This is a genomic window from Rhodobium gokarnense (assembly GCF_025961475.1).
GTDB lineage: Bacteria > Pseudomonadota > Alphaproteobacteria > Rhizobiales > Rhodobiaceae > Rhodobium > Rhodobium gokarnense.
Window position 1 is genome coordinate 118,195 of sequence record NZ_JAOQNS010000006.1, and the last position, 24,850, is coordinate 143,044.

A 24,850-nucleotide genomic window follows, 5' to 3' on the forward strand; every position below is an offset into this window, starting at 1 on the left:
ATCATGCCGCGTTACGAATTCACCATGCAGCGTCTTTATCTGAGAACCTCGATCAATTCCGGCGCCCGCATCGAACTCGACAAATCCCACGCCAACTACCTGGTCAACGTCCTGAGGATGGGGCCGGGCGATGCGGTGCTGGTCTTCAACGGCCATGACGGCGAGTGGAAGGCCGAGATCGCCGAGGCGACGCGCCGCCACGTGACGCTGGCGATCGTCGAACAGACCCGCCCGCAGACGCCGCTACCGGACCTGCACTACCTGTTCGCGCCGCTGAAGCACGCGCGCCTCGACTATATGGTGCAGAAGGCCGTGGAGATGGGGGCAGGGGTGCTGCAGCCGGTGCTGACCCAGCATACCCAGGCGAGCCGGGTCAATCTGGAGCGCATGGAGGGGAACGTCGTCGAAGCGGCCGAGCAGTGCGGCATCCTCGCGGTGCCGGAGGTGCGCGAGCCGGTGGCGCTCGCCAACCTGATCGAGCGCTATCCGACCTATGAGCCCGGCCGGCGGCTGATCTTTTGCGACGAGGCGAGCGACGGCCTCAACCCGATCCCGGCGCTGGCAGACCTCTCCCAGGGCCCGCTCGCCGTGCTGATCGGCCCGGAAGGCGGCTTTTCCCGCGACGAGCGGCTGGTCCTGAAGGCCCAGAAGTTCGTCACGCCGATACCGCTCGGGCCCCGGATATTGCGCGCCGACACCGCCGCTGTCGCAGCCCTTGCCGTCGTCCAGGCCGTCATCGGCGACTGGAGCTGAGCCGGCCGGGCGCGCGGCGCCTCAGTCGGCGCTGTCCGGCTTCTTGCCGGTCGGGTCGGCCTGCCCGCCGCCGGTCTCCGGGCGCGGCTTGCGCGCCCGCTCCTTCATCTCCTCGAACTCCGCCTCCGGGACCGGGATGCCGATCGGCACTTCCTTGTCCGCGGCCGGCGGTTTCGGTGTCTTGCCCTTTTCGTCCTTGGCCGACATCTGCAACCCCACGAAAACCGCCACGACGGCGATGACGACGACGATCGCACCGATAATTGCCGTTTTCATGGCAGCCCCGCGGCTGTGCTCAGGTCGCGTCCGGCTTTTTCGTCGCCGTTCCGAACAGCAGCGAGACGACGAGGTCGAGGACGAACCAGGTCGCCAGGAACGCGATCGATTCCAGCAGGAAGCTGTGGAATTTGTAGAACATCTCGGCAATCGCCAGGCTGGCGATCAGCACCGGCGCCTGGTTGAACAACGCCTGGCGCAGGGTCAGCGACTTGAACAGGGTGAACATGGACGGTGTCTCCGTTGGTGGACGTGTTTTTTCGGGAAGCTAGATCCTCAGCGAGGCCGCCCAGGTGCTCCACTGGTTGTTGGGGGCCGCGAACTCGCCATAGACCCAGACCTTGTAGAGGTCCTGGCCGTCGCGCACGGCGGTGAAGTAGTCGCCCCAGCGCTGCCGCGAGGCATTGACGGAATAGGATCCGTCGCCGGCGCGGATCTGCACGCTCGGTGCCATCTCGCCGGCGGTGTATTCCTTGCGCCGGCCGGTCTCGCGGATCGAGGCGTATTCGGTGGCGCTGGAGCGCGCCATCACCATGTAGGCGCTGCGCCGCTGGTCGACGTCGAGGGCCGGGAAGAAATAGTAGATGCCGGACGCGCCGAACCGGTTCTGCTGCACGACGGTCGCCGTCGGCATGTCGATCTCGTACCACTGGGCGCAGGACCGCGCCTCCGTGTCGCCGTCCCAGGACACCTGGCTGCAATGGGCCGCCCAGATGCGCTGGGTGCTGTCGGCGTTCTGGTAGACGGCGGACAGGAGCCGGGTGTCGTTGGTCGCCATCAGCACGCTCGAGCCCTTCTGCTGGGCCTGCGGCGGCAGCGAATAGGCAAGGCACGGAACGTCCTGTGCGGTCAGCGTCGGCGTGCCGTTCGACCAGCCGGCAAGTGGGCTGTCGAGCTTCCACTGCACCAGGTGGCTGGAATTGGCCCACACCGCGCTCATCAGATAGGCCGGCAGATTGGTGCCGGCGGTCCGGTAGTGGATGCACGGGTTGATCGAAAAGGCGTTGCGGCCGTCCGGGTCGTTGATGCTCCAGATGTCCCAATAGGTGATCTGGTGGTCGTTGCCGGTGCCGCCGGCGGCCAGTTCGCTCATGTTGAAGATGCGCAGCTTGGAATACTGGTAGCTGCCGTTGAACTCGAACATGTTGAGGGTGACGTAGAGCGCCTGCTCGTCATAGCCGGCGATCGGATAGTCGCCCCAGTTGTTGGTGGCGGTGTCGTTGTTGAGCGTGGTGTCGGAGGCCCAGACCGTATAGGGCCCCGAGGCGTCCTCGCCCTCCGAGATACCGACCAGCAGCCAGGCGCCGTTCGGGCTGCTGCGGGTCGCCGCCGCCATGACGATGAAGCGGTTGTTGAACGCATCGTAGAGCAGGCGCGGGTCGAACACCTTGGCATTGCCCGGCACCACCTTCTTGAAGAAGGATTTCAGGTTCGGCCAGCGCGACTGGAACCGGCCGAGCTTGTCGTAGACGGCAAGGTCGCTGTTGACCGACAGCAGCACCTGGCTCTTGCCGACGGCGATGGTCGGGTCGGGCGGATACCAGCCGGTGGCGGTGATGCCCTCGAAGGTGGAGAGGATGCCGGGGGCGGCATCGGTTGCCGGTTCGGAGAGGTCCTCGGAGAATTCCCGCGCCGCGCCGATGCGCTCCTCCTCGCCGGGCGGCACGGCCCGCTCGCCGGCGGTGCGCGCGTCCTGCGCGGTCTCGTCGGAGGGCTTGCGGGCCTCCTCCACCATCCGGTCATATTCCTCCAGGCTGACCGGATAGCGCGAGGTCTTCAGCGGCGGGAACTGCTCCGGGTCCTCCCGCGGCTCCAGCGCCTCCAGAAGGGTGATGTCGCTTTGCGACGAGATCTCGCCGTTGAGCCAGACGGTGTGTCCGCCCTGGTCGTAACTGACCGCCATGTCTTCTCTCCTCGGAAAAAGTCGGAAATGTCGGGAGCGCGGCGGCCGCCGCCGCGCCGGGGCTGCGCGATTGCCGCCGCCGTCAGGTCGTCGGTTCGACGTTGAAGGCGACGCTCATTTCGGAAAGTGCGGAAGAGCCGATGACGTAGGTGACGCCGATCCGGGCATAGCTGGGGTCGTTCTTGTCGAGCGGTACGTCCAGCGTGTAGGTCATCTGTCCGGACGGCACCGGGTAGTTGGTCAGGTTGCCCTGATCGTCCCGGACGGAGACGAAGTAGGTCTTGACCGGAAACTCCGGATCCACCGGCGCCGTCCATTCCAGGGTCAGCGTCACCTTCGACAGCACCGGCGGCTTCGCCGTTGCGTCCAGTTCGGTTTTCTCCGCCACCGCGCCTACTCCTTGCCGCCGTGCAGGCGGAGGTAGTTGAAGTAGTCCTGGTGCCACTTTTCCGGAAGCCGTTCGAGCACCGAGCGCGGATCCTTGCGCGACAGCCGCTCGTAGCGGTTCTGCAGCTTGACGTCGCCGACCTGGATGCCGTTGGCGAAGAAGGTGGTGCCGTCGGAGCCGAGATCGGTGCCGTCGGAGGAGACCGATGCGACGTCGAGGCTCCACACGTTGCCGGCATACATCTCCTGCTCCAGGCCGGTGACGTGGAGGTGTTCGCCCTTCTGGCCGAACAGCACGTCGCCCTCGGCAAGCTGGCGCGCCAGCTTGATGCCGCCGGAGGTCACCATCGGATGGCCCTCGGTGACGAGCACCGACCGGTCGCCGTCGGTGTGGATGCGGATCATCGGGATCGGCTCGGTGCCGATGGTGTTGGCGATCACCTTGACCAGATCGCCGTTCGGATTGGCCTGCACCAGGTCGCCGATCCGCACCTCCTCGATCGGCACGGTGGTGTCGTCGAGGTCGCGGCGCACCAGCACTTCCGTCCCGGCCGCCAGGCACCCCCAGCGGAACTGGATCGGCAGGATCTTCGCCGTGTTGAGGTCGGCGACGGCGTCGGTGGCGTTGGTGACATAGGCGAACACCGGCTTGGCGTTGTTGCCGGTGCCGACCGTCACCTGGACCGTCAGCGTGTAGACGAGCTGGTCGGCCTGGTTGAAGCAGGCGGCGCCGAAGCTCGCCGGATCGATGTTCCAGCTCAGCGTCATCTTGTCGGTCGACACGGTGGCGAGCTGAAGGAGGTTCTGGGATGCCGCCATCAGGCAGCCGCCGCCGCTCTGCTGCTTGGTGATGACCACCGAGCTGAACGAGTTGTTGTTGTCGAACGGCGTCTGGATCTCGTCGTAATAGGTGATCGAGCCGGCGACCGGGAAGATCACGTTCTGCTGGCCGCCGCTCGGCTCGGTGATGTCGCAGTCGTCGCCGGAGCGGTTGAGGCAGACGCGGATCTGGCCCGCGACATTGCCGCCGTGCTTGGCCGGGTTGGTGGTGGTGATCGTCTGCGGGATCGTGTCGCTCTGGTTGACGATGTAGCCGTGCTGCGCCGCGCCGCCATAGGGCTGGTAGTGGTAGGTGCCGACCGTATAGACCGTGCGCTTGTCCTGTGGCTGCGTCGGCGTCGAGAAGGTCCCGGTCGTGCTGACCTGGGTGTTCTCGCCCTGGGCGTGTTCGGTGTTCTGGGCCAGCGGACCGATCGGGTCGTAGGCGCCGTCGTGGAGCTGCACGGTGAGCCGCGTCAGCTCGCTGCCGCCCGGTGTCGACGACAGCAGGCTGGCGCTGAAGTCCTCGACCGTATCGTTGGCGGTGCCGAAGCCGGAGACCTGGTTGATGGCGACCTCGCCGGTGCCGTCGGCGGCGCCCGCGAGCGCCTCTTCGTCGCTGAGGCCGCCCTTCTTCATATGGGCCTCCCGCGTCGCGTCCATTTCGCGGAAAAATTGTGGCGCCGTCTCCGGCGTTGCGCCCGTCAGGATCGCCCGGCGCCGGAAGAACCTGTATTGCACGGGATCGTTGAAGTCGAGAAGGCCGGTCGAGGCGCCGCGTTTCTTAGCCAGCTCCACGATATAGCGGACGTCATCTATGTCCTGTGCGGTGAGCTGCTCCTGCGCGTGTGGGATCGCAGAAGAAATAAAGACGAAAAATGCGGATAACAGATACAGGCGCACGAAATTATTGAGAAACGGCGTCATGGACACATCTCCCCTCGCAGGTGTTTTTATACACCGGTGTATTTGTCTGCAATTTATGGGGGAAATACTAGCACAACCGACGCGGGCGTAAAGGCATATTTGCAAATTTTAGATATTGTGCAGATAAGCCGGAAAAGAAGGCGCCGGGCCGTAGTGAAGCCGGCGAAGCACTTCTTCGCTGGGATGCTTTCATTGCAGGCGGCGGCCGGCCGTCGGCCAGCGCTCCTGCAACTTGGGGAACATATTGCAGTGCATCGGATTTTGGGCGGAGTGTATGGACCGTATCCTGCTACCGTCAGGTGCAAGGCCGACAGACCCACGCCATGCCGACTGTCAGAAAATCACTTTCTCTCGTCCGTATCATCCCGGCATTCGTCCTTGCCGCGGTGACCGTTCCCGGACCCGCAGCCGCATCTGCCGCGTTTGAGCCACGCGCTCTGGCCGGTCTCATCGCACCGGCAGCCGCCCGGCCGATGACGCCATGGATCACGGTGAAAACCGAGTGCTGCAAGACCTGCCGCAAGGGCAAGGCCTGCGGCAATAGCTGCATTTCCCGCAAGGAAACATGTCACAAGGGACCCGGCTGCGCCTGCAACGCGCGCTAAGACTTAAGCCGGCCAGTCACACTGAACGATCAAAATGAGAACTTCAAAAAGCGCCGCAAAAGTGTGTTTCTGGCGTTACCGTACGTCAAAAAGTTTTCGTCACGCTAAAGAGATCAGAATTTAAAAGCTTTTCCGATGCCCTTAATGATTTTGTCTGCGGTTTTTATGGGAACGCCGATAGCAACCTCAGGTATTACTGTAAGATCGCCATTGCCTAGGCGCGCAAGCTCGTCACCGGTAATGGTTCCGCCCTCGAATTGCTCGCGCGGACATCCTGGGCAGTCGGCTGCAGTTCTGAAATCGCTTGCGGAACAAGAATTTCCGTGAAATGGCGCAAGTTTCCTTGCGGCGGTGACGCGCGCATATTCCTTCCCTGGGTCGATGTCACCGTATCTGACAGTGTAGATCACTTGATAGCCATCCTGACAGGTTACAACGAAGTCATAACCACGGGCCAACGCCTCTCCGGCGAAAAATATTCCTAACAACAAGATGGTTGCGCAGACGTTTTTCATGGCGAAAACTCTGAGGAAAGACATCGGCTACAGTTCATTGTGAAGAGTGTCCTATACTACTAATATATGTCAATATAAATTTCGCCTTACGGTATATCTAATCCGGGTCCGATGGCGTTCGGGCGGCGGATGACCGATGCGCGGCGGTCACGGATGCGCAAAGATTCTTCCCATTGTAGCCGCGCATGCGGAACGATTGCCGGCGATCGGAGGCCGGCTGGTACCTAGGTGCCGCGCAGCTGTCGCGCGTGCTGTTCCGCCCCCAAGGATTTGATCTCAGGAACTTTTGATCTAGATTGGCCGCGATCCCCCGGCGGCCCGGCGTGGCGCTGCCGAATTGTCCCTGTGGCGGGCTGGAAGCCCGGCCGATTCCTTGGAAAGTTTGCTGGAGGCCAGATGGCGCGCGATACGCTCGACGACACGCCGATTGAGTCGGTCGATCAGTTGGCGGCGTGGATGGACGCCGGCTGCAAGCCGAAGTCCGATTTCCGCATCGGCACCGAGCACGAGAAATTCGCCTTTTACCGGGACGAGCACACGCCGGTCGGCTATGACGGCCCGCGCGGCATCCGCCAGCTCCTGGAAGGCATGGAGGCGCTGCTCGGCTGGGACCGCATCATGGACGGCCCGGCGATCATCGGCCTTGCCGATCCGACCGGCGGCGGCGCCATCAGCCTGGAGCCGGGCGGCCAGTTCGAGCTTTCCGGCGCCCCGCTCGACAGCATCCACCAGACCTGCAAGGAAACCCACTCGCATCTCGCCCAGCTCCGCGAGATCGCCGACCCGCTCGGCATCGGCTTCCTCGGCATCGGCGCCTCGCCGAAATGGCGGCTGAAGGACACGCCGCGCATGCCGAAGTCGCGCTACGACATCATGACCAACTATATGCCGAAGGTCGGCACGCTCGGCCTCGACATGATGTACCGGACCTCGACCATCCAGGTGAATCTCGATTTCGCCGACGAGGCCGACATGGTCAGGAAGATGCAGGTCGGCATCGCCCTGCAGCCGATCGCCACCGCGATCTTCGCCAATTCGCCCTTCCTGGAAGGCAAGCCGAACGGGTTCCTCTCCTACCGGGCCGAGGTCTGGCGCCACACCGATCCGGACCGCACCGGCATGATCCCCTTCGTCTTTGAGCCGGGCTTCGGCTTCGAGGCCTATGTGGAATGGGCCGTCGACGTGCCGATGTATTTCGTCAAGCGCGGCGACACCTACCACGACGTCACCGGCTGGACCTTCCGTGACTTCATGAACGGCAAGCTCGACCTCCTGCCCGGCGAGCGGCCCAATGTCGGCGACTGGAACAACCACCTCTCGACCCTGTTCCCGGAGGTCCGGCTGAAGCGCTACATCGAGATGCGCGGCGCCGACGGCGGCCCCTGGCGCAAGATCTGCGCCCTGCCGGCGTTCTGGGTCGGGCTTCTCTATGACGAGGACTCCCTCGCCGCCGCCGCCGACCTCGTCGCCGACTGGACCGCCAAGGAGCGCCAGACCCTGCGCGACCGGATCCCGAAAGAGGCCTTCGACACGCCGTTCCGCGGCGGCACGGTCGGCGACATCGCCCGCACCGTCGTCGACCTGTCGCGCAAGGGCCTTGCGCGCCGCGGCCGGCTCAACCAGGCCGGCTTCGACGAGACCTCGTTCCTGGCCACCATCGAGGAGGCGCTGGCCACCGGCGAGACCCCGGCCCAGAAGATGCTGCGCAGATACCATGTGGAATGGGGCGGCAGCATCGAGCCGGTATTCGACGAATTCGCCTACTGAGCAGGGCCCTCCGAAGGCCCCCCGCAAAACCGCAGGTTTGACGCACAACCGGCGGATGCCCCATCATTGCGGAATCGCGCGGAGACTCCCTTTCTGCTGCGCGTTCCCGGAGGGGAGGCCGGGCCGGGCATGAGCTATTCGCTGATCAACCTGTTCTACGACGCCCAGAACGGCGACGCGATGGAGAACATCGCCCGCCAGTACGGGCTTTCCATGGACAATGCCGAGCGCGTGGTCGAGGCGATGCTGCCGGCCTTTTCCCTCGGCCTGAAGCGCAACACCGCCAACCCGCTCGCCCTTGCCGGCTTTTTGCAGGCCCTGCGCACCGGCGGCCACCAGCGCTATTTCCTCGACCCCATGGCCGCCTTTGCGCCGACCCGGCGCCACGAGGAGGACGTCATCCTCGGCCACCTGCTCGGCTCCAAGGAGATCAGCCGCGCGGTTTCCGACCAGGTCGAGCAGGCCACCGGCATTGCGACCAATGTCGTGCGCGCGATGCTGCCGGCCGTCGCCGCGATCCTCATGGGCGGGCTTGCCCACGAGGCGCCGAGGCAGGCAATGGCGATGCCGCTCGACGACTTCCTGGAGGGCTTTGCCCGCGGCCGGCCGGAGCCGCCGCCGCCCGAGCCGGACTTCAACGTCCTCGATGCCCTCGGCGATTTCCTGGAGGGTTTCGGCCGCGGCCGCACGGCGCCGTCTGAAGAGGACGTGGCGGACGAGGAAGTCGACGACACCCCCCCGGCGACGGGCGAGGAGATGTTCGGTAGCCTGTTCGACGCCGGCCTCGACATCCAGCGCGCCCACATGCGGGCGATCCGCGCCATCTTCGCCGCCGCCGACGAGGCCGGGGACGAAGAGGAAGAGGAGGATTGAGGGAACGCCCCCAGACGCCTCCGGGACGTTACGAAAAAAGCCCGCCATCCGGGCGGACGGCGGGCCAAGGCTGCGAGTGACGAAGCAACAAGGCACAAGGCGGGCAAAAGGTTCCCGCGTCATGCCCCGTGCAGCGGTTGCATCAGGGAGAGGGGTCTTCCTGAGGCATCCGACGCCCATCCGAGGACCGGGCGCATGGCCGGATCGTCTGGAGCCCTGCGCATGGCCGGATGGACGTCGGCTGCTTCCGAAAGAGGGGGAGCGGCGGACGGCGGCCCGTCGCTCCCTGTTTCTTGCGCGGGATCCTGTTGTTCGGATCCCGTGGCTTATCTGCCGTTTGCGGCATCAGCAGGCCGTGGTCTCCGGACGCTCGCTGTCGGTCTCCACGGTGCGCCTTGCGGCCGCCTCGATGCGGCGCATTTCCGCCATCCGCTCGCGGGCCTGGGCGCGTTCGCCGGCCCGGCGCTCCACCGCCAGGATGCGCAGCCGGGTGGAGGAGTCCACCGAGCCGGGCATGGAGGCGGCGAGCCGCACGTCCATCGGCGTCAGGCCGATGTCCTTCAGCGAATGGGCGTTCCAGTCGAGCAGCTGGCGCACCTCGCGCCGGTTGCGGTGGATCCGCCAGCGGCGAACGGCAAAGGCGCCGACGGCGGAAAGGGCGCTCGCCGAGACATCGGCGAGCCGGGAGAGAAAACTGCTGCTGCGCAACTCGGTGGTCATGGTCGTCTCCTTCATGGCTGGCAGCGAAGGGGCGGGAACCCGTGTTCCCTGTTCTGTGCGGGTCGCGAACGATGCGAAACCCGTTTCTTGCGGTCGCCCGTAGGCGTCAGGAACAGCAGGGCTCCTGAGCCGGGCCCCAGGACGCAAGGGACCTGCGACGTTCGGCGATGTTGCGCGCCAGTTCCCGGCAGGTGGCCAGCCGTTTGGCGGCTTCCTCCTGGAAGGTCGCTTGGCGCTGGGACTTGAGCGAGGCGAGCCAGGTCGCGGCATCCGTCTTGCCCGACAGGTCGAGAGCCATCCGTACGTCCATGCGCGTCAGGCCGATGTCTTCCAGCGCGCGGTTGCTCCAGGTCAGCATCTGGCGAAGCTCGCGGCGGTCGCGGCGGATCTGGCGGCGATGCTCCACAGTGGCCGAAAGGGCCTTGAGGGCGGCCGTCAGGACGGTGGCGGGACGGGTCAGGAAACCGGTGCTCTGCAACTCCTTGCTCATGGTGTGCTCCTCAGCGCCGGCGACGGATGGTGAAAGGGAGAGCGTTGCCCCGAAACGTATTTTCGGGCGCCAAGTCATTCCGTGCCGGGAATGACCCCAATATGATTTGCCTTGACTGATCGGTCCAACGAATGTTTTTTATGTATTCAATCGTTTTCGATGATGAATGGAGGCCGGCATGGCCCAACTCCTTGATCTAGATCAACTTCGTACCTTCCTGGCGATCGCGGATTCCGGCAGTTTCACCCAGGCGGCGAGCAATATTCACCGCACCCAGTCGGCCGTTTCCATGCAGATGCGCCGGCTGGAGGACAAGATCGGCAAGCCGTTGTTCGTCCGCGACGGCCGCAACGTCCGTCTGTCGGAGGACGGCGACAAGCTGATCCCGTTCGCCCGCCGCCTGTTGCGCCTCAACGACGAGACGCTCGCCGCCTTCAACGACGACGAACTGAGCGGCCGGGTCTGCATCGGCACGCCGGACGACTACGCGGAACGCTTCCTGCCGGAGATTCTCGCCCGCTTCGCGCGGTCCAATCCGCGGGTAGAGGTGTGCGTCGTCTGCGACGAATCGGACGAACTGGCCAAGCGCGTGCGCGCCGGCGAGCTGGACATGGCGATCGTCACCCATTGCGAGGATACGATGGGCTCGGAGGTATTCCGCCGCGAGCCGCTGTTCTGGATCGCCGCCAAGCACCACGACACGGAAGCCGACGATCCGCTGCCGCTGGCCCTCGGTGCGCCGAGCTGCACCTGGCGCAAGACGGCGATGGCGACCCTTGAGGGCATCGACCGCCCCTATCGCCTGGTCTATTCCAGCCGCAACACCACGGCACTGATGTCGACGGTCCAGGCCGGCCTTGCCGTCTCCGTCATCGCGGAATCGGCGCTGAGGCCCGGCGTCAAGATCCTCGGCCCGGCCGAGGGCTTCCCGCCGCTGCCGATGTGCGAGATCGGGCTCCTCCGGAACTGGCATTCCAACAGCGCCACGATGGAAGCGCTCGCTGGCCACGTGGTCTCCGCCCTCGGCAACATGCCGGTGCCGGACGCCGACGAAGCCCTCGGCGTCGCCGCCGAATAGGGCGGGCCGGCCGGCCGGGCGAACGGGACGCGAGTTCGCTCTGCGTCTTGATCCCTCTCCGCGTCAATGCCGGGCTTGACCCGGCAATCCATTCTGCCTTTCGGAACAATCGGTTGGCGCCGCATGGATCACCGGGTCAAGCCCGGTGATGATGCAGAGTGTGTATGTACCGGAGTGCATCGGCATTTATCGGACAGCAGCAGCTATTCCCACACCTCGGGCGTCTTGCCGGCTTCCTTCAGCTCGTCGAACTTTGCCTGGATGAATTTCTGGAAGTGCTCTTCCTTCCAGTCGCCTTCGGCCACGTACTGGAACATGGAGAGGAAGTGGAACGGCTTGAAATAGCCGGGCATCCGCGCCGTCTCCAGGTCGCGCCCGTCGTCGCCGGAGGACAGGTCGACCTCGTTGGAAAAGAACGAGATCGTCGGCGTGTAGGTGATCCGCCATTTGCGCGCCAGCGCCCGCTCCTCCATCGCCTCGCCGTCGAAGTCGGTGACCTCGCGCGAGCCCCACAGGTCGAGCTGGACGACGTAATAATGCTCCTTGAGGTAGTCGACGATGGACGGCCGGGTAAGGTTCACCCGGTGCATCTCCCGGCAATAGGGGCAGCCCCGCTGCTCGAAGATGACGGCAAGGTGCTTGCCCTCGGCCTTCGCCTCGGCGAGGTCGTCGGCCATGTCGAGGAACGATTCGTGGAACCAGGACTGCGTGTGCAGGCCGTTGTCGCCGACCTTCGGCTCCGGCATGTCCTCGGCGATGCCGGCTGCAACAAGGCCGAAAAAAACAACCGAGGCGACGGCCGCCCCGGCGATGAATGCTCCAAGGCGTATCTCGCCCATTGACTTCCCTCCCGATCTGTCTGACGCAGGTTGCAGCCACTATATCCCAACCCGGCGCGGGATACTCCCACCGCGCCAATAAAATATGCGAGAGGCCGAATGTGTGCGCGCACGCCTGTGCTGCGCCTGCCGACGGCTTGTCGAAAGGAGCGACATGCGGGTTCTGGTTCTGGAGAATTTTCCGGGCGCAACGCTCGGGCTGATCGCAGACGTCTTTGCTGAGGAGGGGATCGAGATCGAGATCGTGCGCATCCACGAGGGCGCCAACGTGCCCGAGGACGATGCGCCCTATGACGGCCTCGTCATCCTCGGCGGCGCCCAGAGCGCCATCGACGACGAAAACCATCCCGACCTGCCGCTGACCGCCGCGCTCGCCCGCCGCTTCGGCGAGGCGGAGAAGGCCGTGCTCGGCATCTGCCTCGGCGCCCAGCTCGTCGCCCGCGGCCATGGCGGCATCAACCATGTGGGCCGGCCGGTGGAGTTCGGCTGGCGCGACGTGACCGCGACCGTGGAGGGCAAGACCGACCCGCTGATTTCCGCTCTCGCCGCCGCCGCCCCGCTGTTCCACTGGCACACCGACACCTTCGACCTGCCCTCCGGCGCCGTCCATCTGGCGCGAAGCTCCATGACAAGGAACCAGGCGTTCAGGATCGGCCGCGCCGTCTACGGCATCCAGTTCCATTTCGAGGCGACGGTTCAGATGGTGGAGGAATGGACCACGGAGTTCGCCGACATGGTCGCCGACTTCGCCCCCGACTGGCCCAAGCGCTTCGCCGTGGAGCGCGAAACGCTTGCCCCGGTCGCCGACCGCGTCGGCCGCGACATGGCCCGCGCCTGGGTCGCCCGGCTGCGGGGAGAATAAGCCCCAAGGGTATCGACGAGCTTCGGTCGACGCCCGCCCTCAAGAAAGACCGCAAGAAACGGGTAGCGGACTTTCGGCAGCGCGCGTAGCGTCCCGTGACGTTGAGACCGGGGGAGGGCGCGAGGGATCGCTCGCGCGTAGTCAGCATGACCGTTGCCGCACCGAAAATGGGCCCTGCCGAATGGGCATTGCTTTGCCTGCTCGCGCTCGTCTGGGGCGGCTCGTTCTTCTTTGCCAAGATCGCCGTTGCCGAGGTGCCGCCGCTGACTGTGGTCGCCTGCCGGGTCGGCCTTGCCGCGGCCGCCCTCGCGATCGTGTTGCGCGCCCTCGGCAACGCCATGCCGCGCGACCTTGCGTCCTGGCGCAATTTCGCGGTGATGGGCTTCCTCAACAACGCCCTGCCGTTCACGCTGCTGTTCTGGGCCCAGATCACCATCGCCAGCGGCCTTGCCGCCATCCTCAACGCCACGACGCCGCTGTTCACCGCCCTGTTCGCCCAGGTGCTGACGGCCGACGAGCGGCTGACCGCCGGCAAGGGCCTCGGCATCCTGCTCGGCATTGCCGGCGTTGCCGTAATGATCGGCGTCGACGTCCTGGAGAATGCCGACGGGTCGGTTCTCGCCCAACTCGCCTGCGTCGGCGCGGCGTGTTCCTATGGCCTTGCCAGCATCTGGGGCCGGCGCTTTGCCGGAACGCCGCCGATGGTCACCGCCTGCGGCCAGCTCACGGCATCGTCGGCACTGATGATCCCGGTGGCGTTCGTCCTCGACCGGCCCTGGCAGTTGGCCGCGCCAAGCGGCGGGGCCGTCGCCGCGCTCATCGCCCTGGCGCTGGTCTCCTCCGCCTTTGCCTATATCCTCTATTTCCGCATCCTGAAGGCGGCGGGCTCGACCAATGTCTCGCTGGTGACGCTGCTGGTCCCGGTGAGCGCGATCCTGCTCGGCGCCGCCTTCCTCGGCGAGCGGTTGTCGGGCGAGGAAATCGCCGGCATGGCCCTCATCGCCCTCGGCCTGATGGCCATCGACGGCCGGTTCTTTGCCTGGGCGCGGGGGCGGCGGGCCGTTCCGTGAGGACGGACGAACATCCGCAAACTTTGCTGCTGCGGTCCGTCTTTCTCCGGCATCTTTCGCGTGCTTGCTGTCCGGCTGAAGGCGCGCGCACGCCGGCTGCCCCCCACTCCGCGTCACTACCGGACTTGATCCGGTAGTCTATGATGCATCGAGGCAGATAACGGCCTATCTTATTGGAAACAAAGGCCTCATGGATTGCCGAGTCAAGCCCGGCAATGATGCATGAGAGGGGTCAAGATCGGGGAAAAAACGGCCGTCCTGCCCGCCTGATCCGCTCGTATCGACTTGTTTTTTCAAGCATTGGCACGCCGAGCGGTATCTTGAGCCGGACAGTCAACGGTCTGCACTCTCGTGCCAGCGCGGCCGGTAGCCTGCGGCAAGCACGGCGAGGATGGCGGGCGGCGTCAGTACGGAAACCGTGATGCCCACCGGTCGCTCAACAGCCAGCCCATAGCCCTCGAAACGCCAAGGCAACAGCCGGTCCCCGGAGACCGCGTGCGGAACACCCTCAAAAACGACCATCGCCCCGTCCGGCAGCCCGTCGATGCATACCTCGTGCAGCCTCTTCTCCCGCCCCGCGAGCCGCTCCCCATGCAGCACCCGGTCCATCTCTCCGGCCTTCGGCGATCGCCCGAGCCCCGCCGCCCGCGCCCATGATTCGGCGAACGCCCGCGCATCGGCCCGCCGGCACTCGAAACAGGGCCTGTGGCCGGCCGACAGCGCCGTCACCTCGTCGAGAAAGAAGAGCTCCGTATAGCCGCGCCCCATCACCGCGCGCCAGCGGCCGCGGAACGCCGTCTCGCAGGCGATCCAGGCCTTCGAGGCCCAGCGCCGCTTTGTCAGCGTTTTTGTAGCCGGATCATGCAGTTGGCCGCCGCGATTGCCCATCATCGTGCCGCGGGCGCCATGCGCGACAAGGACGCCGTCGGGCCTCACCCGGTTCTGAAATGCCATCGCCTGTCCTTCCCTTCCGCCGCGCCGCTCCGGCCGCGCGGGATGCTCCGGGGATGCAACCTGAGGGGTGTGAAGCCAAACTGTCACATTCTTGGCTTATCAGCTCTCATCTTTTTCAAACCGAACGCCAGCCGAGGAAAGGCCGATCCGGTGATGAGCCAGAGCGCCCCCCATTCGCCGACGAAAACCACCAAGACCCTCCTGAAGAAGGCCGTGCACCGCCCGAAGGCGGGCCTCGTCAACGGCTTCCTGGAGCGGGCCTTCACCTTCGCCTTCAAGGGTCTCGTCTACCCGCAGATTTGGGAGGACCCGGATGTCGACATGCAGGCCCTGGACCTGAAGCCCGGGTCCCGCATGGTGGCGATCGCCTCCGGCGGCTGCAACATCCTGTCCTACCTGACGGCCGATCCCAAGGACATCACCGCCGTCGACCTCAACCGCGCGCACATCGCCCTGACGCGGCTGAAGCTTGCCGGCGCCCGGCACCTGCCGTCCTACGACGCCTTCTACCGCTTCTTCGGCGAGGCCGACGAAAAGGCCAACGTCAGCGCCTACAAGCGCTTCCTGCGCGACCGCATCGACGGCGACACCCGCAAATACTGGGAGGGCCGCGACCTCACCGGCCGCAAGCGCATCACGCTGTTCTCCCGCGACCTCTACCACCACGGCCTCCTCGGCTATTTCGTCGGCGCCGCCCATTTCGTCGCCCGGCTCTACGGCGTCGATCCCAAGGACATGGTCCACTGCAAGACCATCGACGAGCAGCGCACCTATTTCGACACGGTGATCGCGCCGATCTTCGACAAGCGGCTGGTGCGCTGGGCGACCTCCAAGAAGATGTCGCTCTACGGCCTCGGCATCCCGCCGGCGCAATATGAGGCACTGGCCGGCGGCGGCGACATGTCGACGGTGCTGCGGGCGCGGCTGGAAAAGCTCGCCTGCGACCACCCCATGGGCGAGAACTATTTCGCCTGGCAGGCCTTTTCGCGCGGCTATGCCGGCGGCCAGTCCGGCCCGCTGCCGCCCTATCTGCGCCACGAGCATTTCGAAAAGATCCGCGACAACGCCGATCGCGTGAACGTCGTCAACCGCTCCTTCACCGACCATCTGGAGGGCGAGGCCGACGATACTCTCGACGCCTATGTGCTGCTCGACGCCCAGGACTGGATGACTGACGCCCAACTCAACGACCTCTGGGGCCAGATCACCCGCACGGCAAAGCCCGGCGCCCGCGTCATCTTCCGCACCGCCGCCGAGCCGAGCCTGTTGCCGGGCCGGGTTGCCGACGACATCCTCGGTCGCTGGACGTATGAGGAAGAGCGCTCGCTGGACCTCGGCCACCGGGACCGCTCGTCGATCTATGGCGGCTTCCACATCTACCGGTTCAACGGCTGAGGCGTCATGAAGTCCTTCAATCCGGAGACGGCGGCCCGGTTTTCCGGGCCCGCCCCGTCGCCCGTGCATACCGAAAGCCAGGCAAACGGCGCGCTGATGGACGGCATTTATCGCCACCAGCGCCACATCTACGACGCGACCCGAAAATTCTACCTGCTCGGCCGCGACCACCTGATCTCAAGGCTCGACCCGCCGCAGGGCGGCTCGGTGCTGGAGATCGGCTGCGGCACCGGCCGCAACATGCTCGCCGCCGGCCGCCGCTACCCCTACGCCCGCTTCTGCGGCATCGACATCTCCGAAGCGATGCTGAAGACCGCCGCCACCAACATCGCCCGCGCCGGCGAAATCGGCCGCATCCGCATCGCCGCCGCCGACGCGGCCAACTTCGACGCCAACGCCCTCTTCGGCGTCCCCGCCTTCGACCGCGTCGTTTTTTCCTACACCCTCTCCATGATCCCCCCCTGGCGCGAAGCGCTTCGCCTTGGCCTTTCCCACCTGAAGCCGGGCGGGCGGGCGCATATCGTGGACTTCGGCCAACAGGAACGGCTCCCGGCGGCGTTCCGGGGGCTGCTGTTCGCCTGGCTGAAGGGGTTTCATGTCACGCCTCGTGCGGATCTGCGCGAGGCGCTGGAAGAGGCGGCGGGGGAGGGGGGGGCGGACGTGACTTTCGCGCCGCTTTATCGGGGGTATGCGTGGTATGGGGAGGTGGGGCGTAGCGGGTCAGGATAGCGATTCATTTGAAGCAATTTCGTCGCCGGTCGCTTGACCTGCATCCGCCGTAGGCGTCTCGGGGAAAGCCACTAACCCGATGCCATGTACCACCGCTTCACGGCACTTCGTGGCAAATTCCGTATCACCGCTCTCAATCACGTACCGACATACTGCGAATAGATCTGGGGTATGTATGAGCGCAACCGATTGTGATTTTGCAGATGTCACGCATTTTTCGGTAAAGGGTTCCGAGCGTTCGGAAGGTGGTGTAAGGCGATAGGCGTTACCAAAGAGGACTCCTTTTGCGGGCTTACTGACCTCGTCACGCTCAAGGTCTTCATGAATGTTCATTGCAAGCTGTCGTAGCTTCGAGATCGCAATTGCCTTCGTGTCCTTCCCTTCCGCCTCGCCTAACAGACGCCCTTCTGGGGAGGAAAAAACTGCGTCAAACTCACTCTTGCCGTCATCGTAGTTCTCGGCACTAAACCCAAGTATTCTGAGCGCCTTGAGAATCGCTGCCTCAAGCGGTTTCCCAGACTCATACAAAAGCCCGCGAAGCTCACCTGCCTCTACGAGTGCTGCTTTCAGGTCTTCTTTGCGCTTTTGCGCCTGTTCGAGTGCTTCTTCGGCACGGAGAAGTTCCTGTTGAAGCTCGCCTTCTGCACTGAGTAAGTAATCCGTAGCGTTCGCCCAGCCCGGCTCCGAGGTGCGTTCTGCACCCTGCCTCAGTGCGCGATCAATTGCCATAACCTCGTCAATATAGGATGCGGCGAACGTTCTAGCATCAGCAGTAAACAGGTCGTCATCTTCGTCTGTCTGGTCTTCTTCCTGGGAGAAAAAATGATCCGGTGCGAAGTCCATATCAGGAAGAAGCAGCAAAGCTCCGTTGGAAATTTGATGCCCTACGATGAGTCCGACGGCCCGGTCACCATGCTTTGTGGTTAGGCATGCATTCTTATCTATATCAGGAATCACAACTTCATAATTTGAAAGCGGACCAAACTGTCGCCAATAACTTGCAAGCACTTCCTGGTATTCTGGGCGAAGAACGATCTCGCGCCCACGCCCGACGTGCCAGTTGAAATCGACAGGAATGGAGCAATAACTGTCAAAATTATCAACGATACGAGTTACTTTTTGATTTTTCCCGGTGCCAGAGGTTTTTTTCTGTCCAGTTTGGACGAAAACTTCAGCCGGTTTGCATAGGTGCGCAATGACCGTCTTCCCAATCTCTACCGCCTCGCCAAGTTCCCTGCGCCAATGATCGCAGGCCTCTTTAAGCGCAAAAGAATTTCCGTCACTTAGGCACGGTTTCCCTTGGTATTCGCTCATTTTATAGTCGTATCGTATAAATTCATTAACTTCTGGACGGAATATAACTATATCCCAATCAAGAAGTGAGGCTCGATCGTTAAAGTCGATATAGTCGACATTATCAGATGCGAGTGAAATTCCGACAGATGCGATCTTCTTTGCCATTAATCACCTTTGCACGAAAGCGCTAGCGAGCAGTTTAGGCCTTTTGCTGTATGGTCCAATATGGTGAGCATAGAGCGCGGACAAATGGGTAGTGGGGTTTTGACTGCCGACGACTTTCGCATGGTACTACATCTGCACGTGGCGTGACGTTGCCGGCTTGCTCTTCATCCCCGCAGCACAGAGCAAAACAGCCTTCGCCCCCATCACCCCTCAAACCCCGCAATCACCTCCAGAAACGCCTCCCCATACCGCTCCAGCTTCGCTTCGCCGATGCCCGGCACGCCCGCCATCTCCGTCCTTGATGCCGGCCGCGCCGCAGCCAGCTCGATCAGCGTCTTGTCGTGAAAGATGACGTAGGGCGGCACGCCTTGGGCGCGGGCGAGCTCGAGGCGTTTTTCGCGCAGGGCCTGGAAAAGGGCCTGGTCGGCCTCGGGGAGGACGGACTGGGTCGAGCTCTTGGCGGCCTTGCCGCGGCGGGAGCGGCGGGGGGCGGGGACGCGGAGCATGAGGGTTGGTTTTTCGCGCAGGAAGTCGCGGCCTGCGTCCGAGATGGAGAGGCCGCCATGGCCCGCGTGGTCGACGTCGACGAGGCGGAGCGCGATCAACTGGCGCAGGATCGCCCGCCACAGGGTCTTGTCGTGCTCGGTGCCGATGCCGAAGGTGGATATCTGGTCGTGGCCGAAGCGGGCGATGCGCTCGTTTTCGGCGCCGAGAAGCACGTCGACGATATAGGCCTGGCCGAAGCGCTCGCCGGTCCGGTAGATGCAGGAAAGCGCCTTTTGCGCCGATATCGTGCCGTCGAAGAGGGTCGGCGGCTCGGCGCAGGTATCGCAATTGCCGCAAGGCGCGATCTCGTCGCCGAAATAGGCGAGCAGCACCTGGCGGCGGCAGCCGGCCGTCTCGGCGAGCCCGAGCAGCGCATCGAGCTTGCTCCGCTCCGTCCTCTTGCGCTCGTCGGGCGTGTTCGATTCCTCGATGAAGCGGCTGCGCAGCGCGATGTCCTCTGCGCCATAGAGCATCAGGGCCTCGGCCGGCAGGCCGTCGCGCCCGGCGCGGCCGGTCTCCTGGTAATAGGCCTCGACGCTCGCCGGCAGGTCGATATGGGCGACGAACCTGACGTCCGGCTTGTCGATGCCCATGCCGAAGGCGATGGTGGCGACCATGACGACCGCCTCGCCATGCTGGAAGCGCTGCTGGTTGGCCGCCCGCTCGGCCTTGTCGAGGCCGGCGTGATAGGGCAGGGCGTCGTAGCCCTCGCCGCGCAGCCAGGCGGCCGTCTCCTCGGTCTTGCGCTTGGAGAGGCAATAGACGATGCCGGCCTCGCCCTGGTGGCGCTTCAGAAAATCCTTGAGCTGGGCGCGCGGAGTGTCCTTTTCCGCGATGGCATAGCGGATGTTGGGGCGGTCGAAGCCGGCGATGAAGGCATCGCTCTCGGCGATCTGAAGATGGGCGAGGATCTCCGCGCGCGTCGGCGCATCGGCCGTCGCCGTCAGCGCCATGCGCGGTATGTCGGGAAACTGCCGCACGAGCACGTCGAGCTGGCGATAGGAGGGGCGGAAGTCATGGCCCCATTGGGAGAGGCAGTGGGCCTCGTCGATGGCGATCAGCGACAGCTTCGCCCGGCCGAGCCGCTCCAGGACGCCGTTGCTGAGCAGCGTCTCCGGCGCCACATAGAGCAGGTCGAGATTGCCCGCCGAAATGTCGTCCCAAAGGGCGCGCCGCTCCTCCGGCGGCAGGTCGGAATTGAGCGCGCCGGCCCTCACCCCCGCTTGGCGCAGCGCCGCCACCTGATCGGCCATCAGGGCGAGGAGCGGCGAGACGATCAGCCCCATGCCGGGCCGGGCCATCGCCGGGATCTGATAGCAAAGCGACTTGCCGCCCCCGGTCGGCATCAAGACGAAGGCGTTGTTGCCGGCAATCACATGCTCGACGATGCGCTCCTGCAGCCCCCGGAACGCATCGTAGCCATAGACGGTCTTCAGAATGTTGAGGGCGGTGGCGGGCATCGGACAATCACTGAGAAGAATCGGGACGAAAACCCTTCATAGCAGCTTCGCCCCCGCCGTCGCGAACCCTTCCCGGCCACGACGATATACACGTCCTTCGGCCCATGGCGCCGAGGATCAGGGCCGGAGTGTCACGAAGGTGTGAGAACGGTTTATCGCCGCCGCGGCCCGCCCTACCTCGGAATTGATCGCAAGCACGCTACAATCCAATCAGCTTCTCGTTCGCTCCGATCACACCGGCCACGCGGCCGGATGCCCGAAAGGAGGCATGTTCATGACGACCGTCCTCTTCACCCGCCGCACCTTCCTCGCCGTCGGCGGTGCCGTCGCCATATCCGGCGTCTCCGGCCTCCGCGTTCCGGCAAGTGCGAAAGGTCTCGCGCCGACGCCGACGATGCGCGGCGGGGCCAACAACTATATTCCCGGCGCCCCGATCGTGGAGCGCATCGGTGGTGGCGGTTTCCTGATGACGGGCACCGTGCGCCGCGCCGGCGATGGTGCCCCGCTCGCCGGCCAGCGCATCCAGATCTGGGCGCACACGACCGAAGGCAACGAGCGCGACCGGCGTAGCCACGGCGCGACGCTCACCGACGCCAACGGCGAATTCCGCCTGGAGATGCCGCAGATCGTGCCGGCCTTCGGCCAGCCCCATGGGCACCTCGCCTATGACAGCGGCGACTTTAGGACGGTGTTCCTGCGCCCGGTGATGCGCAGTTCCAGGGACACGTCGCTGCATGCCGACTTCGTCCTACAGCCGGCCTGACGACGGTGGCGGTCGAGACGACGTGACCCGGGTCCGCGCCATCCTGATCTGGGCCGCCCTTGCGGCGGCCGTCGTGGTGCCGATCGCGGTTGCCGCGACGAGCCCGCTGCTCGCCTGGCGCCAGCCGGTCTATATCGCGGCGGGCTTTGCGGGCATCGTCGCGATGGCATTGCTGCTGGTCCAGCCCCTCATCATCGGCGGGTTCCTGCCAGGCTTTTCCGGCCGGCTTGCGCGGAAGGTGCATCGCGGGATCGGGGCCTTGCTGGTCCTCGCCGTCGTCGTCCATGTCGCGGCGCTTTGGGTGACGAGCCCGCCGGACGTCGTCGACGTCCTCCTCTTTCGGTCGCCGACGCCCTTCTCCGTCTGGGGCGTCATCGCCATGTGGGCCGTCTTCGCCGCAGCGCTCTTGGCGGCGTTCCGCCAGCGGTTGAAGTTGCCGCCGCGCCTGTGGTGGCGCATCGCCCACACGGCCCTTGCGGCGGCGACCGCCGTCGGCAGCGTCGTCCATGCCATGCTGATCGAAGGGACCATGGGAACCGTGTCGAAGGCAGCGCTCTGCACGCTGGTTCTCCTGGCAACGGCGAAGGTGATCGCGGATCTGCGCGTGTGGTCGCTGAGACCCCGCCGCCGCAGCGCGCGGGCCCGGTGATCCTGCGGCGGCAGGGCGGCAGGGCGCCATAGGCGTCGCCGGCGCGTCCGGCCCGGAGCTGCCACTCAACGGCTATGAAGCGAACGGCAATTGCGAGCCCTGTTCGGTAATCATGATCTCCGGCGGGCCGTTCCGGTGATCACTTCAATGCGTTGATAGTCGTCCGACATAAGCCTCTATCCTCGCGGATAACCCCAAGCCTTCTTGTTCACTCCGGACTGTCCGATTGAAACAGGGGCCAATGCGCGTCCTTGCTATTGCCGACGATCTTGATTTTAACTGAATCTAGGTACCGTGAGTTTCGATAATTCACATTTGCCAAACTCAGCTCGCTCAGATTTTTTAACTTCGAGAGGGGTGCGAGATCTAGATGCCGCACATCGGAAATCCTGAGCGAAGTAAGGCTTTCCGAGCCAACAATATCAGACAAATCCAAGCGCCTTGCCCGTACCGATAGACTGGTCAGGTTCGAGAGCTGACGCAGGGCAGAGATATCGCTGACGTTGTTTGCGTACACCGATAGACTGGTCAGGTTCGAGAGCTGACCCAGGGCAGAGATATCGCTGATGTTGTTTGCGTGCAGCGATAGACTGGTCAGGTTCGAGAGCTGACCCAGGGCGGAGATATCGCTGACGTTGTTTGCGTTCACCGATAGGCTGGTCAGGTTCGAGAGCTGACCCAGGGCGGAGATATCGCTGGCGTTGTTTGCGTGCACCGCTAGTCTGGTCAGGTTCGAGAGCTGACCCAGGGCGGAGATATCGCTGACGTTGTTTGCGTTCACCGATAGACTGGTCAGGTTCGAGAGCTGACCCAGGGCGGAGATATCGCTGACGTTGTTTGCGGTTACCGATAGGCTGGTCAGGTTCGAGAGCTGACCCAGGGCAGAGATATCGCTGACGTTGTTTGCGTTCACCGCTAGGCTGGTCAGGTTCGAGAGCTGACCCAAGGCGGAGATATCGCTGACTTTGGCCGCGTTCACCGCTAGGCTGGTCAGGTTCGAGAGCTGACCCAGGGCAGAGATATCGCTGACCTTGTTTGCGCTCACCACTAGGTTGGTCAGGTTCGAGAGCTGACCCAGGGCGGAGAAGATGCTACTCTTTAACCCAGCATTGCCGACCGCCAATCGTCGAACGTTTGTCAACAACAGCAGGTCTTCAGAGCGCTTGATCGTGCCGTCGCGTTTCCTGAAGACAATGATTTCGGCCTTTTGGGCGATTTCCTTCGGCAAAGGGTCTCCTGCCAAGAGAATCTCTTTCACGCGGCGCTCTGCCGCCATGACTTCGGGATCGCGCTGTCTCTCGATAGTATTTTGAGCTGGACGACAATGCTTTTTCAGACGTTCGCCTGTCGCCTGCAAGGCGTCAGCCAAGCCACGCATTTGATCGTAGGCAAGATGGCGAAGGCGTTTTCTGAACGCGCTCCATTCTTCGACCCAAATCTGTCCTACATCTATTCCGGCTCTCATAACGTCAGCGGTACTGATGATCACGTCGGGCAATTTTCTAAGTGCCTTGCCTGCAGATTCGTACCAACGCGCAACAATCGGGCGGATGCGAATTTGCGACTGCACTGAGTGCGCAATGTTCGCGCTGTCTTGAATTTGACGCCTTAGATTTTCGGCCTTCTTGGAATCAGGTTCCGACCATTCCGATAGATTTTGATGCTCTGCTTCAGCGTTCTCGGATACATCGCGCGAGGCGTCAGAAATCTCTGCGAACGTACCGTCGTCCTCGAATTCGAAGCTCTCTTCTGCGCCTACATAGTCGTCATACCTATTCTGGGCCTGAGCACGATACTCATCGAGCGCCGTACCGACCGCGCCGTATAGCCGGGTCATCGCTTGATCGAGTTGGCTATCGCGGATGAAGAAGGTGTCTTCTTCATCCAGATTCTCGGGCTCTTCGCCGTCGATGTAAAAGTGGTCCCGTCGAACCAACGGGAGCATATATCGCGCAAAGTTCAGCGGCTCGACGCAGCCTTCAGCAGTGCCATCTTTGAGGCTTAGGAGGGAGAGACAAAGCTCGTTCACCGCTTCCTCAGGAAATTTTCGTGGCATCAAATTGATGCCACGCAACCTGTCAGCGACTAGCGCGGCTTCCTTGGCGACCTGGTGCAGTTCACGTGCGAGGTTCGCGTTCGGGGTTATATAATCCAAAGCCATCGACTTCGGTCCTAGTTCAAGGGCTGGTTAAGTCCCTGACACTCCGGTGATGATAAGTCTAGTGCGAACGTAGGCAGAGTCTGTTACTGAAAGCCCGCGATCAGCATATCTATCTGACTAAGCATCGCTTTGTTCGGAGGGGCAAATTTGCGCAGAAATTATGTGCTGATCTTTGAGCACTATCGTTTGGTTCTGAGATGGCAGCTTTGTCCGCATTGCTGTCGCTTGTGCTTGCTGCAGCGAATGCCCGCTTCCCCGCCCATTCCGGCAATTCGCACTCATCGCCGCTTGGCCTCTTCGTCCTCTGAGGAGACTTGTGCGTTCCCTGTGGGACGCCAGGATAGCGTTGCCATTCGGCCGATGAGGCCGTGCGCCGCTACCCCACCACCACGACATGCACGTCCTTCGGCCCATGCGCGCCCAGCAGGATGGTCTGCTCGATGTCGCCGGAGCGGGAGGGGCCGGTGATGAGGTTGAGGCAGCGCGGCATGGTGCCTTCGCCATAGGCGGCGCGGACGCGCTCGAACACGGTTTCGTGGTCGCCGGCGATGTCCTCGGCGGAGATGGCGACGATGTGGGTCCGCATTCCGTCGCCGCCCCCATCTCGCCCCCAAACCCCCTCCATCCCACGCGGAAGCCTCCCGCCCATTCTGTGTCTAGAATGCAACCAAGTATCATTTTAAACTATTGTTTTCATTTGACTTACCGTCGTTGATTTGTATCAACGGGGCATCGGGGAGTAGCGACCGCCGGGTGCGGCGGAGGCACGTCAACATACTCGCGCAAATTCGCGTGGCGTGTCTGGTCCTTCGGGCTTTGCGAGACCGTGGTGCGGCGGGTCTTCGGGC

The 24,850-nt window shown here is 63.8% G+C and carries 24 protein-coding genes and 1 riboswitch; of the genes, 10 read left to right on the plus strand and 14 right to left on the minus strand.

All coding sequences use genetic code 11. The features are described 5' to 3' along the window. Nucleotides 1–3: 3 nt before the first annotated feature. Nucleotides 4–753 (plus strand): 16S rRNA (uracil(1498)-N(3))-methyltransferase, encoded by a 750-nt coding sequence (locus M2319_RS12100; protein WP_264601716.1) that lies wholly within the window; start codon nt 4–6, stop codon nt 751–753. 21 nt (nt 754–774) lie between these two features. Here the strand turns inward: M2319_RS12100 and M2319_RS12105 are convergent, their stop codons facing one another. The 6 genes from M2319_RS12105 to M2319_RS12130 all read right to left on the minus strand — a co-directional run bounded on the left by M2319_RS12105 (nt 775) and on the right by M2319_RS12130 (nt 6,185). Continuing rightward, nucleotides 775–1,029: a hypothetical protein gene (locus M2319_RS12105; protein WP_264601717.1), complete on the minus strand. Its 255-nt coding sequence runs from the start codon at nt 1,027–1,029 to the stop codon at nt 775–777. A gap of 19 nt (nt 1,030–1,048) precedes the next feature. Then, a complete protein-coding gene (locus tag M2319_RS12110) occupies nt 1,049–1,258 on the minus strand; it encodes a hypothetical protein (RefSeq protein ID WP_264601718.1) in 210 nt (69 codons plus the stop codon). Between the two features lie 39 nt (nt 1,259–1,297). After that, entirely contained in the window at nt 1,298–2,932 is a 1,635-nt protein-coding gene (locus M2319_RS12115; RefSeq protein WP_264601719.1) for a hypothetical protein, read from the minus strand. Between the two features lie 82 nt (nt 2,933–3,014). Continuing rightward, nucleotides 3,015–3,320: a hypothetical protein gene (locus M2319_RS12120; protein WP_264601720.1), complete on the minus strand. Its 306-nt coding sequence runs from the start codon at nt 3,318–3,320 to the stop codon at nt 3,015–3,017. A gap of 5 nt (nt 3,321–3,325) precedes the next feature. Continuing rightward, complete coding sequence (locus M2319_RS12125; RefSeq protein WP_264601721.1) at nt 3,326–5,065, minus strand: Hint domain-containing protein; 1,740 nt, start codon at nt 5,063–5,065, stop codon at nt 3,326–3,328. Nucleotides 5,066–5,783: 718 nt separating this feature from the next. Continuing rightward, the gene (locus tag M2319_RS12130) at nt 5,784–6,185 is read right to left on the minus strand and encodes a hypothetical protein (protein ID WP_264601722.1); all 402 of its coding nucleotides are present in this window, start codon (nt 6,183–6,185) and stop codon (nt 5,784–5,786) included. Nucleotides 6,186–6,581: 396 nt separating this feature from the next. Between M2319_RS12130 and M2319_RS12135 the strand changes: the two genes are divergently transcribed. Both M2319_RS12135 and M2319_RS12140 read left to right on the plus strand, forming a co-directional pair. Next, on the plus strand, nt 6,582–7,952 hold the full coding sequence (locus M2319_RS12135) for a glutamate--cysteine ligase (protein WP_264601723.1): 1,371 nt from the start codon (nt 6,582–6,584) through the stop codon (nt 7,950–7,952). Between the two features lie 129 nt (nt 7,953–8,081). Further along, the gene (locus M2319_RS12140; RefSeq protein WP_264601724.1) at nt 8,082–8,825 is read left to right on the plus strand and encodes a DUF937 domain-containing protein; all 744 of its coding nucleotides are present in this window, start codon (nt 8,082–8,084) and stop codon (nt 8,823–8,825) included. 345 nt (nt 8,826–9,170) lie between these two features. Here the strand turns inward: M2319_RS12140 and M2319_RS12145 are convergent, their stop codons facing one another. Both M2319_RS12145 and M2319_RS12150 read right to left on the minus strand, forming a co-directional pair. Further along, entirely contained in the window at nt 9,171–9,545 is a 375-nt protein-coding gene (locus M2319_RS12145; RefSeq protein ID WP_264601725.1) for a DUF1127 domain-containing protein, read from the minus strand. A 106-nt stretch (nt 9,546–9,651) separates the two neighbouring features. Beyond that, complete coding sequence (locus tag M2319_RS12150; protein WP_264601726.1) at nt 9,652–10,035, minus strand: hypothetical protein; 384 nt, start codon at nt 10,033–10,035, stop codon at nt 9,652–9,654. A gap of 178 nt (nt 10,036–10,213) precedes the next feature. Here M2319_RS12150 and M2319_RS12155 point away from each other — a divergent pair, with 178 nt between their 5' ends. Continuing rightward, nucleotides 10,214–11,113, plus strand: coding sequence for a LysR substrate-binding domain-containing protein (locus M2319_RS12155; RefSeq protein WP_264601727.1), 900 nt, complete (start codon nt 10,214–10,216; stop codon nt 11,111–11,113). Between the two features lie 203 nt (nt 11,114–11,316). Here the strand turns inward: M2319_RS12155 and M2319_RS12160 are convergent, their stop codons facing one another. Then, nucleotides 11,317–11,952, minus strand: a complete 636-nt coding sequence (locus M2319_RS12160) for a thioredoxin family protein (RefSeq protein ID WP_264601728.1) — start codon at nt 11,950–11,952, stop codon at nt 11,317–11,319. A gap of 154 nt (nt 11,953–12,106) precedes the next feature. Between M2319_RS12160 and M2319_RS12165 the strand changes: the two genes are divergently transcribed. Next, nucleotides 12,107–12,814 (plus strand): type 1 glutamine amidotransferase, encoded by a 708-nt coding sequence (locus M2319_RS12165; protein ID WP_264601729.1) that lies wholly within the window; start codon nt 12,107–12,109, stop codon nt 12,812–12,814. Nucleotides 12,815–12,960: 146 nt separating this feature from the next. Then, on the plus strand, nt 12,961–13,884 hold the full coding sequence (locus M2319_RS12170; protein ID WP_264601730.1) for a DMT family transporter: 924 nt from the start codon (nt 12,961–12,963) through the stop codon (nt 13,882–13,884). 333 nt (nt 13,885–14,217) lie between these two features. Here M2319_RS12170 and M2319_RS12175 read toward each other — a convergent pair whose 3' ends face one another. Then, complete coding sequence (locus M2319_RS12175) at nt 14,218–14,838, minus strand: hypothetical protein (protein WP_264601731.1); 621 nt, start codon at nt 14,836–14,838, stop codon at nt 14,218–14,220. A 153-nt stretch (nt 14,839–14,991) separates the two neighbouring features. On the opposite strand from M2319_RS12175, the gene M2319_RS12180 reads away from it, so the two are divergent. Both M2319_RS12180 and M2319_RS12185 read left to right on the plus strand, forming a co-directional pair. Continuing rightward, nucleotides 14,992–16,233 carry a DUF3419 family protein gene (locus M2319_RS12180; protein WP_264601732.1) on the plus strand — a complete coding sequence of 414 codons (1,242 nt, stop codon included), beginning with the start codon at nt 14,992–14,994 and terminating at the stop codon, nt 16,231–16,233. Nucleotides 16,234–16,239: 6 nt separating this feature from the next. Next, complete coding sequence (locus tag M2319_RS12185; protein ID WP_406682106.1) at nt 16,240–16,962, plus strand: class I SAM-dependent methyltransferase; 723 nt, start codon at nt 16,240–16,242, stop codon at nt 16,960–16,962. Here the strand turns inward: M2319_RS12185 and M2319_RS12190 are convergent. Further along, nucleotides 16,954–18,423 carry a hypothetical protein gene (locus tag M2319_RS12190; protein WP_264601733.1) on the minus strand — a complete coding sequence of 490 codons (1,470 nt, stop codon included), beginning with the start codon at nt 18,421–18,423 and terminating at the stop codon, nt 16,954–16,956. The two genes, M2319_RS12185 and M2319_RS12190, sit on opposite strands and share 9 nt — an antisense overlap. A 203-nt stretch (nt 18,424–18,626) precedes the next feature. After that, nucleotides 18,627–20,429 carry a DNA helicase RecQ gene (recQ, locus tag M2319_RS12195; protein WP_264601734.1) on the minus strand — a complete coding sequence of 601 codons (1,803 nt, stop codon included), beginning with the start codon at nt 20,427–20,429 and terminating at the stop codon, nt 18,627–18,629. A gap of 274 nt (nt 20,430–20,703) precedes the next feature. Between recQ and M2319_RS12200 the strand changes: the two genes are divergently transcribed. Together M2319_RS12200 and M2319_RS12205 are read left to right on the plus strand one after the other, a co-directional pair. Beyond that, the gene (locus M2319_RS12200; protein WP_264601735.1) at nt 20,704–21,192 is read left to right on the plus strand and encodes a peptidase associated/transthyretin-like domain-containing protein; all 489 of its coding nucleotides are present in this window, start codon (nt 20,704–20,706) and stop codon (nt 21,190–21,192) included. Then, nucleotides 21,164–21,841, plus strand: coding sequence for a ferric reductase-like transmembrane domain-containing protein (locus M2319_RS12205; RefSeq protein WP_264601736.1), 678 nt, complete (start codon nt 21,164–21,166; stop codon nt 21,839–21,841). The genes M2319_RS12200 and M2319_RS12205 overlap by 29 nt, the downstream gene beginning before the upstream one ends. Before the next feature lie 208 nt (nt 21,842–22,049). Here M2319_RS12205 and M2319_RS12210 read toward each other — a convergent pair whose 3' ends face one another. Both M2319_RS12210 and M2319_RS12215 read right to left on the minus strand, forming a co-directional pair. Further along, nucleotides 22,050–24,002: a leucine-rich repeat domain-containing protein gene (locus tag M2319_RS12210; RefSeq protein WP_264601737.1), complete on the minus strand. Its 1,953-nt coding sequence runs from the start codon at nt 24,000–24,002 to the stop codon at nt 22,050–22,052. A gap of 376 nt (nt 24,003–24,378) precedes the next feature. Next, the gene (locus tag M2319_RS12215; protein ID WP_319801782.1) at nt 24,379–24,588 is read right to left on the minus strand and encodes an LUD domain-containing protein; all 210 of its coding nucleotides are present in this window, start codon (nt 24,586–24,588) and stop codon (nt 24,379–24,381) included. Between the two features lie 136 nt (nt 24,589–24,724). Then, a riboswitch (yybP-ykoY riboswitch) is annotated at nt 24,725–24,845 on the plus strand. Nucleotides 24,846–24,850 lie beyond the last annotated feature (5 nt).

Excerpts from the sequence above, each read along its gene's own strand:
- M2319_RS12115 (WP_264601719.1), bottom strand. The coding sequence starts at position 2,932 with ATGGCGGTCAGTTACGACCAGGGCGGACACACCGTCTGGCTCAACGGC.
- M2319_RS12210 (WP_264601737.1), bottom strand. The coding sequence starts at position 24,002 with ATGGCTTTGGATTATATAACCCCGAACGCGAACCTCGCACGTGAACTG.
- M2319_RS12190 (WP_264601733.1), bottom strand. The coding sequence starts at position 18,423 with ATGGCAAAGAAGATCGCATCTGTCGGAATTTCACTCGCATCTGATAAT.
- M2319_RS12175 (WP_264601731.1), bottom strand. The coding sequence starts at position 14,838 with ATGGCATTTCAGAACCGGGTGAGGCCCGACGGCGTCCTTGTCGCGCAT.
- M2319_RS12170 (WP_264601730.1), top strand. The coding sequence starts at position 12,961 with ATGACCGTTGCCGCACCGAAAATGGGCCCTGCCGAATGGGCATTGCTT.
- recQ (WP_264601734.1), bottom strand. The coding sequence starts at position 20,429 with ATGCCCGCCACCGCCCTCAACATTCTGAAGACCGTCTATGGCTACGAT.
- M2319_RS12205 (WP_264601736.1), top strand. The coding sequence starts at position 21,164 with ATGCCGACTTCGTCCTACAGCCGGCCTGACGACGGTGGCGGTCGAGAC.
- M2319_RS12105 (WP_264601717.1), bottom strand. The coding sequence starts at position 1,029 with ATGAAAACGGCAATTATCGGTGCGATCGTCGTCGTCATCGCCGTCGTG.
- M2319_RS12150 (WP_264601726.1), bottom strand. The coding sequence starts at position 10,035 with ATGAGCAAGGAGTTGCAGAGCACCGGTTTCCTGACCCGTCCCGCCACC.
- M2319_RS12200 (WP_264601735.1), top strand. The coding sequence starts at position 20,704 with ATGACGACCGTCCTCTTCACCCGCCGCACCTTCCTCGCCGTCGGCGGT.
- M2319_RS12110 (WP_264601718.1), bottom strand. The coding sequence starts at position 1,258 with ATGTTCACCCTGTTCAAGTCGCTGACCCTGCGCCAGGCGTTGTTCAAC.
- M2319_RS12165 (WP_264601729.1), top strand. The coding sequence starts at position 12,107 with ATGCGGGTTCTGGTTCTGGAGAATTTTCCGGGCGCAACGCTCGGGCTG.
- M2319_RS12135 (WP_264601723.1), top strand. The coding sequence starts at position 6,582 with ATGGCGCGCGATACGCTCGACGACACGCCGATTGAGTCGGTCGATCAG.
- M2319_RS12185 (WP_406682106.1), top strand. The coding sequence starts at position 16,240 with ATGAAGTCCTTCAATCCGGAGACGGCGGCCCGGTTTTCCGGGCCCGCC.
- M2319_RS12125 (WP_264601721.1), bottom strand. The coding sequence starts at position 5,065 with ATGACGCCGTTTCTCAATAATTTCGTGCGCCTGTATCTGTTATCCGCA.
- M2319_RS12155 (WP_264601727.1), top strand. The coding sequence starts at position 10,214 with ATGGCCCAACTCCTTGATCTAGATCAACTTCGTACCTTCCTGGCGATC.
- M2319_RS12140 (WP_264601724.1), top strand. The coding sequence starts at position 8,082 with ATGAGCTATTCGCTGATCAACCTGTTCTACGACGCCCAGAACGGCGAC.
- M2319_RS12160 (WP_264601728.1), bottom strand. The coding sequence starts at position 11,952 with ATGGGCGAGATACGCCTTGGAGCATTCATCGCCGGGGCGGCCGTCGCC.
- M2319_RS12215 (WP_319801782.1), bottom strand. The coding sequence starts at position 24,588 with ATGCGGACCCACATCGTCGCCATCTCCGCCGAGGACATCGCCGGCGAC.
- M2319_RS12130 (WP_264601722.1), bottom strand. The coding sequence starts at position 6,185 with ATGAAAAACGTCTGCGCAACCATCTTGTTGTTAGGAATATTTTTCGCC.
- M2319_RS12100 (WP_264601716.1), top strand. The coding sequence starts at position 4 with ATGCCGCGTTACGAATTCACCATGCAGCGTCTTTATCTGAGAACCTCG.
- M2319_RS12145 (WP_264601725.1), bottom strand. The coding sequence starts at position 9,545 with ATGACCACCGAGTTGCGCAGCAGCAGTTTTCTCTCCCGGCTCGCCGAT.
- M2319_RS12180 (WP_264601732.1), top strand. The coding sequence starts at position 14,992 with ATGAGCCAGAGCGCCCCCCATTCGCCGACGAAAACCACCAAGACCCTC.